Here is a 13,405-nt window from a genome sequence, read left to right as displayed (position 1 = left end):
ACCTGATACAGGAGGAAATCCAGACACGGGAGGAAACCCTGATACAGGAGAGAAACCTGATACAGGAGAAAAACCTGATACAGGAGAGAAGCCAGACACTGGGACAGATAACGGTAGCAATTCAAAAATTATTGAAAGTACAACGAATCAAGTTATACATCAAAAAACAGAAAAAATAACAGATATTACTTCCAGTGTATTAATAAAAGAAGCAGTAGATACAGTCGAAAGTTATCAAGGTTTAATGAGCCTTTACGAAATGTATTATGGGATTGATTTAAGAACGAAAGATGTAGGTCCTAAGTTAGAAGAGGGAAGTTTAGATGCAATTGCGACGGATCAGTCTTTGTACTACGTATTAAATAAACAAAGTTTAATTGATTTAATTTCAAATCTTGTTTCATCAAGTATTACTACAGAAATAAAGCAAGATATGTCAGGTTTAAAACAAAAAATAAACTCTTATCAACAATCTATTACTAGTGCGGATCAAAATTCTATACTACTAGCGGAGAAATTAAATGGAACGACGCAACAAGCGACTAGTATGAATGAAAATTTAGGAGAGTATGTAAAAGGTTTAGCGAAATGGCGTGAGAATAGCTTAAAGCTAGTTGAAGAGCAGCAAGTAGTAACAACAAATCATGCTGGTGAGCAAACGGCTGTTTTATCGTTAGATTCTGGTATTAAATCATTAATGATGCAAAGTCAGTCATTGGTCGAAAGTTCGAAGCATAGTTTAGCAACTTCAGACGATGTATATAAAACATTTGATCAAATTAATGGACAAGCAAAAGAAATTCAAGACAGCGGAACGACAATTGTTTCAAAAGCTGATTTATTATTAAATGACTTTACAAAGAAAATGGAAGATGATAAATCATTCTCCAAAAACTTTACGAAAATTTTAGCGAATAGTCGTATTGGAGATCGTCAAAATGAAATGCTATATGACTTTTTAGCTAGTCCAGTTCAAAAGCAAAATGATGGAGTAATTGTAGCAGGTAATGCTTTTACACCGTACTTAATTGTATTAACTTGTTTCATTGTTGCATTATTTACAGCATACGCAATTGCGAATCAAGAAAAGAAACGAATGCAATCGGATCATTTTGAAGAGAAATTCTCATTAATTGATATGAATGTACCAACTACAGTAGTAGCTTTCGGTATATCAATTGTGGAAGGAATTAGTATAGGTATCATTTCTGGGCGTCTTTTAAAGTTCGGTCAGGATCAAAGTTTGCTATGGATTGCGTTCATCACATTTATTATGATGGCGTTTGTATTGGTCTCAACCTACTTATTACGACAAATAAAAATGGTAGGAATGTTTATACTATTAGTATTTTTAAGCATGTACCTATTTTTAACTGAGGCAGTTGGAAGTAAAGTAGATCAAATGTCTTCTGTCGGAAAGATACGTCAATTCTCACCGCTTCAGTATATAGAAAGTTTTCTAAATGATTTTATTAGTGGGAAAGATACTGGGAAAGTTATTTTTGTCGTATTGTTTGTAATTGCCATTATCGGATTGGTTAGTAATCTATTTGTATGGCATAAGAAATGGGAGGAAAAAGAAGTAAATGATCAAACAATGGAGCATAGTGGCTAAGTTATCATTTCTCTCTATCCTTTTACTGTTTGTCGCGCTACCGATAAGGAGCGCGGCTGACAGTTATCTTGGTGATGATGGGAAGATTAAGTTTAAAGTGGATCGACTTGAAGAAAGCGACCAAGAAAAAAATAAAAAGGAACATAAGGAAACAGAATTAGATAAAGCATCAATTGAGTTATTTAACCAAGATATAGAAGAAGAAATTGAGAAAAAGAAAAAGAAAGAACAAAAAGATATGGAAGCTCTGCGAGATTCTCTTTTTATAAAACAAAAAGAGAATAATAGTGTTAAAGATACGAAAAATAGTTTGTTTAGCAGTGAATACATTGTCAGAAAAAGTGCAGATGAAGTAGCGAGTAATGAAACAATGAATGAAGAACCAATTAGTATAACAATAATATTATTATTTGGCGGCGGCATTCTACTTATTTGCATCGGTATTTATACGGTTCTTCGTAAAAGTTGGAGGTAAAGCGATGGCAATACAAACACATATCAATGTGACAGTAGATTTTAGTAAATGGAATGGAAATACATATGATTTGCGTATTCCGAATCATCAATCTATTAAATATTTATTAAAAAACTTATTAGATACGCTAAAGATTGATAATCATGAAGGTTCACATTTTGTAATTAAAGTGAAAAATAAGTCAATTGTTTTAACAGATAATGATCGTTTAATTGATCACCAAATAACAGATGGAGATATTTTGCAAGTTTTATAAAGAATATTTTTTACTTTTAGTTATTTGAAAATAAGTTATTACGGGTTATAAAGAAAAGGAGAAGAGGATAAACATGACGGAAAAAATAATTCAAATTGATGCAATGAACTATCAATTTCAAATAGAAAAAGAAAATTGGAAATTGGAGATGACCAAATCTCAAACACGTATAAAAGACTTCCGTCAATTCGATATAATTACGGGCGAATCATCTGAATTTGTACCATTAAAAATAGAAGAAACGGATGATATGTTTACGTTTCTATATCAAGTAGATAAAAAATTATATAAGTGGGACGATCTTAGCCGTTTTGGAAGAAATGAGAAATTAAGACTACTTCGGAATGTTGCGCAGTTTCGTAAATATTTAAATAAACGAATCACGTTCTTTTTACATCCAGACAATATAGTTTTTAATGCTAATTTAATACCAAGTATTATACATAGAGGAATTCGAGATATTGTTCCGCCAACCCCGTTATTAGAAGAGCAATTTTTAACACAATATAAATGTCTAATTATTGCTTTATTCTCCCAAAAACATAACTTTGATGATTTGTATGCTGGGTTACTAAAAGATGCAAAAGAAACAACATTTGAACAGACCGTTGCTCAAATGGAAAGCTTAGATGCATTACTGCAGTTTCTTAATGACAGCTTTGAGAAGGAACAAACAAAAACAGAAAAAAATATGCAGTTAGTACCTAAAAAAAGCTATAAATCATTTAAATACTTAGCTTTTTCCTTCATAGCGGCGACAGTTATTTTAGCTGCTCCTTTAATATATTTCACTTTTATAAAATTTCCTTATCAAAATAAATTGTTAGAAGCAAATGCAAGTTTCATAGCAACTGATTATGACAAAGTCATTACGCAATTGAATGAGGAGGAGTTTGAATCATTACCGATTGCATCTAAATATGAGTTAGCATTTGCATACATTACAGCTGAAAAACTAGGTGAAGCTCAAAAGAAATCGATTATGAAAAACATTAGTTTGAAAAGTGATGAAAAGTATTTGCTGTATTGGATGTATAACGGAAAAGGTAATTTTGATAAATCATTAGATTTAGCTAAGACACTTGATGATCCTCAGCTTATTATGTACGGCCTTGTTAAACAAATTGAATCACTGAAAAATAATCCAGATTTATCAGGGGAAGAACGTGATCAAAAGTTAAAAACATATGAGCAACAATTAGATGAATATAAAAAGAAATATGGCAATTCATCAAGCGATAAAAATTTGTCGGACACGGAGAAAAAAGAGTAAGCACTTGATGAGACAGTTGAAAAGGAGCAGTGAACACGGATGGAGCAACTATTAGTATTGACTTATGGAGACAAAATATATAAGTGCACATTACATCCAAATGAGCAATCAATAGTGTCGATTGGAAAAGAGTGGACAAATGATATTACGAATCCAAGTTTAGAACAAGAAGTAGAGTTAAAGTGGAATAATGAAGTAAATGCTTGGATGGTACAGGATCAGTTAATAGAATTTAATAAGGAAATTGAGATTGGGAAAACAAGAGATGTGAGCTTGAAAATCTTTATATCTATTGTTGGTACAACTAAAGTGTTTGATATCGGAATGAAACATTCTCTTACAGTGAGTCAAAACGATTACGATGATATTTCTATTACTGGGACTAGTGTAGATTTAATGCTATCTCGCGAAACGTTGTACGATTCTTTTAAAGTGAACGTGTATGGCGGGGATGTATTTCATAATTATACGAAGTTAAAAGATAGCGTTATGTTGGAATCAGGAGACGTATTATATTTTGATGGTATTTTATTGGAGATTGGTAGTGAAGACATTCAAGTACTTTCTTCAGAAGATAAAGTGAAATCTGAGTTACCTATTTTAGTAGAATCAGAAACAAATTATCAAAGTGGTTATCCAGACTATCATCGTTCACCACGTATTATTTACCGTGAACCAGAAGAGAAAATGACAATTGCAAAGCCTTCAAGTATGCCATCAAAACCAACGGAGCATTTAGCAAGAATCATTGCACCTTCACTTGTCATGATTGTCGTAACCGTATTACTTGCTATTTTCATGAAATATGGAATGTTTATTATCGCATCGATTGCGATGACATTAGTAACAATCATTGTTTCTGTCACATCGTATATTAAAAATTTGAAGCAATATAAAGTCGACATTGTTGAACGAGATAAAAGCTATAGAGAGTATATAAAACAAAAAACGAAAGATTTACATGCAGAAAGTGAAAAACAGCGTCACGCATTACATTATCACAATCCAAATGTAGAAGTAATACGTAATATGGCAGTTCAAGTAAATCCTCGAATTTATGAAAAAACAATGTTACATCATGATTTCTTAACATTTAGCGTTGGAACAGGACAAGCTAATACGAGTTTTGAAATTCAATTTAATGAAGAAGAATTTAGTCAAACGAAAGATGAATTAATTGATATAGCACGTGAACTAAGACAGCGTTATCTATCATTGGAAGATGTACCAGTTGTAACAGATTTAATGAATGGACCAGTCGGTTATATTGGTCAACGCTCTTTAGTGTTAGAGCAATTACAATTATTAGTTGCACAAACGGCTTTATTCCATAGTTATTATGACTTGCAGTTTATTACTATTTTTCCGGAAGAGGAAAAAGAACAATGGGATTGGATGCGCTGGTTACCTCATGGAAGTGTTCGCGATATAAATGTACGTGGATTTGTATACCATGATCGTAGCCGTGATCAAGTGTTAAATAGTTTGTATCAAATATTGAAAGAACGAAAATTAAAACTAGATGAAAAAAGTTCTACTAATGAAAAAATGTACTTTGCACCACACTATGTCGTTCTCATTACAGATGAAAAACTAATATTAGACCATGTTGTTATGGAGTTCTTTAATGATGATCCGAGTCAATTAGGTGTATCGCTTGTATTTGTACAAGATGTTATGCAAAGTTTACCGGAGCATGTGAAAACGGTAATAGATATAAGAGATGCAAAACAAGGGAACATCATCTTAGAGCAAGGAGAACTTGTTAACCGTCAATTTAAGCTAAACCATGTGCCAAAAGGATTCAATTTAGAAGATATTTCACGGGCATTAGCACCATTAAATCATTTGCAAAACTTAAAAAATAGTATTCCAGAAAGCGTAACATTTTTAGAAATGTACGGCGTTGAAAAAGTAAAAGAACTGAATATCACAAGTCGTTGGGAGAAAAATGCAGCGCATAAATCTTTAGCTGTACCACTTGGATTACGTGGGAAAGAAGATATCGTAAACTTAAACTTACACGAAAAAGCACACGGACCACACGGATTAATAGCAGGTACAACAGGTTCAGGTAAATCGGAAATTATACAATCGTATATTTTATCTCTAGCAGTCAATTTCCACCCGTACGAAGTAGCCTTTTTACTAATTGACTATAAAGGCGGCGGAATGGCGAATTTATTCAAAAACTTACCGCATTTATTAGGAACAATTACGAACTTAGATGGAGCGCAAAGCATGAGAGCGCTCGCATCAATTAAAGCTGAATTACAGAAAAGACAACGATTATTTGGGGAAAATGATGTAAACCATATTAATCAGTATCAAAAACTGTATAAAGAAGGCTTAGTAAGTGAACCGATGCCGCATCTATTTTTAATTAGTGATGAATTCGCGGAACTGAAGTCAGAACAACCAGAGTTTATGAAAGAGTTAGTTTCAACAGCGCGTATCGGTCGTTCGCTCGGAATCCATTTAATATTAGCTACGCAAAAACCGAGTGGTGTTGTAGATGATCAAATTTGGAGTAACTCGAAATTCAAACTAGCATTAAAAGTTCAAAATACGTCAGATAGTAATGAAATTTTAAAAACACCGGATGCTGCTGAAATTACATTACCAGGACGTGCTTACTTACAAGTTGGGAATAATGAAATTTATGAACTATTCCAATCAGCTTGGAGCGGAGCAGACTATGTAGAAAATAAAGAGGATAAAGAACATTTAGATGCAACAATCTATGCAATAAATGATCTAGGACAATATGAAATATTAAGTGAAGACTTAAGTGGACTTGGTAGCAGTAAAGAAGTAATAAGCGTACCATCTGAACTGGATGCTGTTATTGACTACATTCACGATTACGCAGAAATAAATGAAATTGAAGCGTTAGCAAGACCGTGGTTACCACCACTTCCAGAAAGCGTATATTTACAAGACTTACATGCTATTCAGTTCAAAGAAGCATGGACGAAAGAAAAGAAACCATTACAAGCAACAGTTGGTCTACTAGATCAGCCTGAATTACAATCACAAACACCATTAACACTAGATATTAGTAAAGACGGACACGTAGCGGTCTTCTCAAGTCCAGGCTACGGAAAATCAACATTCTTACAATCAGTCATTATGGATGTAGCTCGTCAGCATAGTCCGGAGCATTTGCATGTGTATTTAGTGGACCTTGGAACAAATGGTCTTCTACCTTTGAAAGGATTACCTCATGTAGCGGATACGATTACGATTGATGAATCTGAAAAATGTTTAAAGTTTGTTGAAAGATTAACTCAAGAAATGAAAAATCGTAAACGATTATTAAGTGAATATGACGTTGCAAATATTGAAATGTATGAAAAGGCAAGCGGGAAAGAAATACCACATATTATTATTGCAATCGACAATTATGATGCAGTAAAAGAAGCGAAGTTCTATGAAAGCTTTGAAATGCTAATTATGCAAATTGTCCGAGATGGTGCAAGTTTAGGAATTCATACCTTAATTAGTGCAGGGCGACAAAATGCACTTAGAATTCAATTGTACAATAATATTAAAATCCAAACTTGCCTATATATGATTGATCAAAGTGAAGTAGCTAGTATTGTAGGGAGATCTGATATAAAAGTGGAAGAAACAGCAGGAAGAGCGTTAATAAAACTAGAATCTCCTACATTATTCCAGGTTGCATTACCTACGAAAGCAGAAGATGAATTACAGCAAATTCAATTATTACAACAAGAAGCAAATGATATGGATCGAGAATGGGATGGAGAACGTCCGAAGGCAATTCCAATGATGCCAGAAGTGATTGATATTGCTACTTATCGTAAAAATAAAGACGTTACAAAAGCTCTACAAGCAGCAAGAATTCCAATGGGGCTTGATTTTGCAAACGTAGAAGTTGTAGCTCATGATATTGCAGTGAATGATCATTTAATGATTTATAGTGTAGATGATAGTATGAGAAAACAAATTGTATCTAGCATCCTATCTCAATTGAATAAAGATTATTTTGAAAGTGTGACGTTGGTGGATACAGCAGAGTATAGTTTCGTTCAATATAAAGATAATGTGACGCATTATATTGTAGACGAAAATGAAATCAATATGCATGCGAAGTATTGGATGGAAGTAATTCGCGAACGAGCTTTTGAATTAGCACAAGCAAGACAAGAAGGTAGAGAAATTCCTACATTCACAAAACAACTCATTATCATGACAAATGTTGAAGAGTTTAGTAAATTTGTTTATTTAGAAATGGAGGATGCAGCGACTTTAATTGATCTATCTCGTACAGTAGGTATTTACTTTGTATTAGCAGGTCACCATGACTACATGGACCGAAATCGTGAAGCTCTACCTATGAAAATGAGAAGTAAACTAACAGCAGCAATTATCGCAATGCCATTAAATGATCAAAGTATCTTCAACATAAAATATATAAGCAACGAAGCACCATTAGGTAAAGATGAAGTGTACTACTACCAAAAAGGGAACATAATGAAACTAAAAATGCCTAGAGTAACTAACGAGGTGACAGTATGAAATTAAAGAAGAAAGCTAAGGTGATGATAGTCGTGTCAATAGTTGCAAGTTTATTAAGTGGGTGTGGTTTTGGGGAGACGAAGATAGAGTATGAGAGATTTGTTGAGGCATTAGAAGAAGAGGATATGAGTACGGTAATGTCTGCGAGTGATGATGGGTATGCTTATGTGGCCCAACGAGGTATATATAGTACATTTGAACAAAAGGAAGATGGAGAGCATAGTAAAACAATTCGTCAAACTACTGAAGGTGTATATAATACAAAAGATAAAATTTTTTATGGTGACACGATACAAACAATTACTACGGATATAGAAGATAATAAGCAAAAAAGGACAAATGAAAATTATAAAAAGGAAACTATTTATAGTACTAATGTTAAGTATGAAAATGGGCAGGTGAAAAGTCCAAATTCAAACCTGGATGTTTCATATGTGAACGTAATTGTAGATCGTTTAAAAGGGATAGGGAAACTAAATATGAAACCAGGTGATAATATAAAGAAATTTGATCAGCCTAATACTGTTGGGTATAAACTAACTGAATCAGAATTTCAAAGTATTTTAAATGACAAACTAAAAATACAATATGATGAATATGAGGGAGCAACAATTGTAATTCATCTTGATTCTGCAAAAAAACCCAAACAAATATTACAAATAAGTATTGATATAGATTATAAGAAAAAGAGTGATGAGGGGAATTTATTAGAAAATATGGTTCAAATAAAAACGTATTTTAATAAAAAAGGAGATAATGAACAAGATGCAAAAAATGAATACTCAGACTATAAAGTAAGTTACGGAAATATAAAGTGATTAAGAAACGGGAGGAACTGGAATGAAAAACAATGAGGAGCAAGATAAGGATTTAAAGATAGCTTCTGATTGGGGTAAATTAGAACTGTCTGGAACTGATATTTATTCTTTTAGGGAAGGAAGATATCCTTATGATAAATCAGACGAAAAAAATATAAAGAGATTACAAGAAAACTTTAACGCAAAGTATTTAGATCATAAAGTAGATGAAAATACTGGATTTGCAGCGTATGCTTTTGAAGATAAAACAACAGGGGAAATTATAATAACGTACGTAGGAACAGAAGATGTAACGGATGCAATAACAGATGGTGAAATTGGAGGACATAATATAACAGGTGCAAATAAAATAGTGTTAGGTGATTTGGAACACGATTTTACAGTTAGACAGTATGATCAAGGAGAAGAATTTTATTTGAAGGTTAAACATGATAACCCTTCTGCCAAAATTAGTGTAACAGGGCATTCATTAGGTGGTGGTATAGCTAATACCGTATCGCTAAGACACCAAGAAGATAATATTGAATCATTAACATTAAATCCAGCACCTGTATTAAACCGAGATGTTGATAAATTTGGTAATGGATTTGATATGAATAATATTAGGAATGTTATTAACGAAAAGGATCCATTACATCTCGGAATAAAATTGGCGGACTTTACAATACCTGGGAGAATGTATATAATTCCAAACCAAGCATGGCATTCTTATGTTTTTTCTAAGAAAGATTATGATAATCATGGCAAGTTAATATGGTTTGATAAATTAACCAGTACTAATGATACTGGAGGGGATATAATTCCAGGTTTTGTAGAGTTTACCCAATCGGCAGGTGCTTTTTATACAGGACTTATAAATAAAAAGTTTGGAAGGCAAGTTTCTTTAGCGGAAGAACAAGTCGCAGGTATAGGAATAAACTTTATTCTAAAAGGAACACCGCTTTCACCGATTTTATGGGGGGTACTTACCTATTCAGATGCTGTACAAGCTGGGAGAGAATATAGAAAAATAAAGGGTCAAGTGGCAGAAAGTATTTATAACCTCCATAAAAAGTATGAAGGGCTAAAATCTCAAATTACAGCAGAAGCAATTCAATTTAGCATAATGGCTACAATCGAAATTAAAGGCGCAGTAGATACAGCTGTAGAGTGGATTGAAACAACTTTAGCGAAATGTAAGGAAAAAGTTTTAGAAGTATTAGAGTCTGTATTTAATACTGCTATAAACTTTTTAGCTGGAAGTGTTGCAGTATATTTAGCTACAAGTGAAATTTTAGAAATTGCGAAAGAAGTAGCAGCTTCTTACGTCCAAGATTTATTAGATTTGTTTAAAGGAGATTTTGTGGTTGACACAAATGTAGCTGCAATTGTATCTGAACATATATTAAGTCATCGTCACTCATTATTAAATCTCTTTATGAATGATAACAGCAGGGGGTTAAACCGTTCTTTATTAGGTGAAATTGCTAAAGATGTGAAGGAGTTATCGAAAGATTTAAAGCAATTAAATGACGATGTTTCAGAAGCGGTATTTTCTATGTTTGCAAAAGACGAAGAATTAGGAGCAGTTTCATATTATTAAAACTCCAAGTTTATAAATTTAAAAGAGAGGGGTATGAAGGTGGATTTACATACGATAATGTCAAGAGTTCATAGCACATTTCCGGCTAGTGGTGGACGAGAACAAATTATAAACGTTGTAGTGCAATTGGAAAAAGCAGCTGCATCTTTAACAGGGGATATTAGAAGGTTAGAGAGTAGTATTGATAGCACATTACAAGGAAAAACACGTGAGGCATTTATTGATCGTATCCGTCAATTAGAGAAAAAAAGACAAAAAATAGAAGAGAAAATTAGCGTACTAAAAGGGACAGTGAATTAATATGAAAGACTATATGGATAAAGTATTACCTTTAGGAAGTGTTGTGAGATTGGGTCTTAAAGAAGAGGAAGATGTGGAGTATGTAATCACTACGAGAGGTTTATTACTTGATGAAAACACATTCTATGATTATGGCGGAGTGTTGCATCCAGTGGGTTTAACCGAAGAAACGTATAAATTATTTAACCACGCGGATATTGCAGAGGTTAAATTTGAAGGGTATCGAAATAAAATTGAAGGTCAATTCGCAGCTAAGTTTAAAATGTGGCGGAATGAGTTTGTTGAAAAAGTAATTGAAAAAAATAAAAAGAAACAACAAGAACAAGAGATAGAAATAAAGGGAAAAAAATAAATTAAAAAGGAAATAAGCTTTCCTCTTCCAAAATGGAAAGAGAAAAGCTTATTTTGATTGAATAAGGGTGTAAGTATGAAGTTAAAGAAGAAAGCTAAGATGATGATGGTTCTGTCAATAGTATCAAGTTTATTAAGTGGATGTGGTTTTGGGGAAACAAAAATAGAGTATGAGAGATTAGTAAAGGCATTGGATGAAGGGGATATGAAGACAGTTATGTCTGCTAGTGATGATGGGTATGCGTATGTGAAAGAAGAGGTTAGCGATAGTACTTATGAAGAAAAAGAAGACGGTGAACATAGTAGGATAATATATCAAACAACTCATGGAGTATATAATGTGAAAGATAACGAGTTATATGGGGAAACAACTCAAAAGGTTGCTACTGATATAAAAAATGACAAAAACGTTGGTGATAATCAAAATTACAAAAAAGAAACTGTTTATAGTACAAGTTTAAAAAATGAAAAATCCCTTTCAATAGCCCAGAATCAAGGTATAGATGTTTCATATGTAAAATTAATGTTTAGAGGATTAAATGAACTTAGTAAATTGAAACCGAGTGAAGATACAAAAAGATTTAGTGAACCGAGCATAATAAGCTATGATTTAACTGAATTACAGTTTAAAAGCATAATAAATGACAAGTTAAATTTAAAATATGATAAATTTGATTCTGCAATATTGATGATTGAATTTAATATGCCTAATGATACAAAAGAAAATCAAATGAGAATAATACAAATAACAATATCGGTAAATTATGAAGAAAAAAAAGAAGATAAGCTTATAAAACGCAATCAAGAGATTTCAACATATTATCATACCAGCGAAGATAATAATCAAAGTTCAAAAAAAGAATATGTAAATTATGAAAAAGAGTATATAAATCAAAAATAATATATATTAATTGAATTTTGAGAACGATAAGTGTTGAGAGGATATGAGTAAAGGGTTAGAAAAAAATAGTTACTGTGATGACAGTTATGTTTTTGCTGGGCACGTGTAGTTTTTTGAAATGAAAATAAAGTATAAGAGCCTAGTAAAGGCAATGGATGCAGGTGACATGAAGACGCTTATGCTTAAGTCATAATGAGAAGGATATTTGGAACTTTTGAGGAGAAAGGACACTATTTGAACTATCAAAAGGCATTCTGATTAGATGATTATGGTAATCAATATGGTAATGATATACCTAAAAGATTATCTGAATTTAGTTGTACAAAGATCTATGTACTTAAAAATGTTAAGAATGTAATGGGATTTTAGTGTCTGAAAATTATTTAAACTGTATAGAAGGTGAAAAGTCAGGATGTGGAATATAAAAGAAGAGGATTTAGATAAATTTCGGATGACATGTAAACGTCGATTAAGTCCTGAAGGTGCTTTTGGATTTATGATAGGAACAATAGTGTTTGTTTCAATAATGATGTTTTTTCTTATTGGTACTTTAGTAACGTTTGGTTGGGACTATTATACTACTTTCTTTGAGAAAACAATCGTTAGAATGGAACTTGTGCTATATAGCTTGCAAATAATTTTTTTAATTCTATATTCATTTCCAAAAGCTCGATTTAAATTTCAAAAGTTACAAACATTTGTTGTATTATTATATGCATTTCAATTAGGTACGATATTATTCACGGCTCTAATTCTTCCTGGAATGTCTGATTATACAGTTGATCGAATTACATTAGTATATGTAGGTTTCTTATTTTTAGGAGCAGTGATTATTCATATTGTGACAACGATTGATACGTTTAAACAGGCAAGTGAAGGTGCGTTTAGTATGAATGAAAGATCCACTTCCTTTTTTAGTAAAACAAAAGGTACTATGATGAAAGTGGCTTCAATATACGCATTAATCCTACTTATTTTAATTTATTTTCATAATGATTATACGTTTGACATTTTTATTGGATATGTAATAGGTACTGTTTTAATGTATACAGTAGCTATAGGTGCAGCTGAATTTCAGCTATTAGCGTATTGTAGATTTAAATTCCCTTCATTTAACATATCATGGGAGCAACATAAAAGAGAGACTCCAAGATATCAAAAGAAAAATAAAAAAGGTAAATCAAAACGTAAGGCGTAAAGAAAATGAGTATAGTAGATTTAAATGTTCGTCATTTACTATAATGTGGAAGGAATATGAAGGAGAGCGTAAGTGACATTTGAAGAAACAT

The 13,405-nt window shown here is 32.4% G+C and carries 10 protein-coding genes and 1 pseudogene; all 11 read left to right on the top strand.

Annotation, left to right across the window (positions count from 1 at the left end; all coding sequences use genetic code 11):
• A pseudogene (locus RT27_RS35470) lies at positions 1-1,615 on the top strand (type VII secretion protein EsaA); the annotation flags it as partial.
• On the top strand, positions 1,587-2,090 hold the full coding sequence (gene essA, locus RT27_RS28705) for a type VII secretion protein EssA (RefSeq protein WP_000595661.1): 504 nt from the start codon (positions 1,587-1,589) through the stop codon (positions 2,088-2,090). The pseudogene RT27_RS35470 and the gene essA, both read left to right, overlap by 29 nt.
• A 4-nt stretch (positions 2,091-2,094) precedes the next feature.
• On the top strand, positions 2,095-2,346 hold the full coding sequence (locus RT27_RS28700) for an EsaB/YukD family protein (RefSeq protein WP_001007571.1): 252 nt from the start codon (positions 2,095-2,097) through the stop codon (positions 2,344-2,346).
• A gap of 73 nt (positions 2,347-2,419) precedes the next feature.
• Entirely contained in the window at positions 2,420-3,619 is a 1,200-nt protein-coding gene (essB, locus tag RT27_RS28695) for a type VII secretion protein EssB (RefSeq protein WP_043938478.1), read from the top strand.
• A gap of 39 nt (positions 3,620-3,658) precedes the next feature.
• Positions 3,659-8,164, top strand: a complete 4,506-nt coding sequence (gene essC / locus RT27_RS28690) for a type VII secretion protein EssC (RefSeq protein ID WP_043938477.1) — start codon at positions 3,659-3,661, stop codon at positions 8,162-8,164.
• Positions 8,161-8,982, top strand: coding sequence for a DUF3952 domain-containing protein (locus RT27_RS28685; protein ID WP_043938476.1), 822 nt, complete (start codon positions 8,161-8,163; stop codon positions 8,980-8,982). The genes essC and RT27_RS28685 overlap by 4 nt, the downstream gene beginning before the upstream one ends.
• Positions 8,983-9,004: 22 nt before the next feature.
• Positions 9,005-10,564, top strand: coding sequence for a lipase (locus RT27_RS28680; RefSeq protein WP_043938475.1), 1,560 nt, complete (start codon positions 9,005-9,007; stop codon positions 10,562-10,564).
• A 39-nt stretch (positions 10,565-10,603) separates the two neighbouring features.
• Complete coding sequence (locus RT27_RS28675; protein ID WP_000363098.1) at positions 10,604-10,864, top strand: hypothetical protein; 261 nt, start codon at positions 10,604-10,606, stop codon at positions 10,862-10,864.
• A 1-nt stretch (position 10,865) separates the two neighbouring features.
• On the top strand, positions 10,866-11,216 hold the full coding sequence (locus RT27_RS28670) for a DUF4176 domain-containing protein (protein WP_043938474.1): 351 nt from the start codon (positions 10,866-10,868) through the stop codon (positions 11,214-11,216).
• Positions 11,217-11,291: 75 nt separating this feature from the next.
• Positions 11,292-12,116 (top strand): DUF3952 domain-containing protein, encoded by an 825-nt coding sequence (locus tag RT27_RS28665; protein WP_043938473.1) that lies wholly within the window; start codon positions 11,292-11,294, stop codon positions 12,114-12,116.
• A 412-nt stretch (positions 12,117-12,528) separates the two neighbouring features.
• Positions 12,529-13,314 carry a hypothetical protein gene (locus RT27_RS28660; protein ID WP_043938472.1) on the top strand — a complete coding sequence of 262 codons (786 nt, stop codon included), beginning with the start codon at positions 12,529-12,531 and terminating at the stop codon, positions 13,312-13,314.
• Positions 13,315-13,405 lie beyond the last annotated feature (91 nt).

Origin of the sequence: Bacillus sp. L_1B0_5, assembly GCF_000836715.1 — a bacterium.
In the GTDB taxonomy this organism is placed as follows: domain Bacteria; phylum Bacillota; class Bacilli; order Bacillales; family Bacillaceae_G; genus Bacillus_A; species Bacillus_A thuringiensis_S.
Note: the sequence above shows the minus strand (reverse complement) of the source record. Positions and strands in the feature narration are given on the sequence as shown.

Bases quoted from the DNA above. Each gene is read 5' to 3' on its own strand.
- RT27_RS28685 (WP_043938476.1), top strand. From the start codon at position 8,161: ATGAAATTAAAGAAGAAAGCTAAGGTGATGATAGTCGTGTCAATAGTT.
- RT27_RS28670 (WP_043938474.1), top strand. From the start codon at position 10,866: ATGAAAGACTATATGGATAAAGTATTACCTTTAGGAAGTGTTGTGAGA.
- essC (WP_043938477.1), top strand. From the start codon at position 3,659: ATGGAGCAACTATTAGTATTGACTTATGGAGACAAAATATATAAGTGC.
- RT27_RS28700 (WP_001007571.1), top strand. From the start codon at position 2,095: ATGGCAATACAAACACATATCAATGTGACAGTAGATTTTAGTAAATGG.
- essA (WP_000595661.1), top strand. From the start codon at position 1,587: ATGATCAAACAATGGAGCATAGTGGCTAAGTTATCATTTCTCTCTATC.
- RT27_RS28660 (WP_043938472.1), top strand. From the start codon at position 12,529: ATGTGGAATATAAAAGAAGAGGATTTAGATAAATTTCGGATGACATGT.
- RT27_RS28680 (WP_043938475.1), top strand. From the start codon at position 9,005: ATGAAAAACAATGAGGAGCAAGATAAGGATTTAAAGATAGCTTCTGAT.
- essB (WP_043938478.1), top strand. From the start codon at position 2,420: ATGACGGAAAAAATAATTCAAATTGATGCAATGAACTATCAATTTCAA.
- RT27_RS28665 (WP_043938473.1), top strand. From the start codon at position 11,292: ATGAAGTTAAAGAAGAAAGCTAAGATGATGATGGTTCTGTCAATAGTA.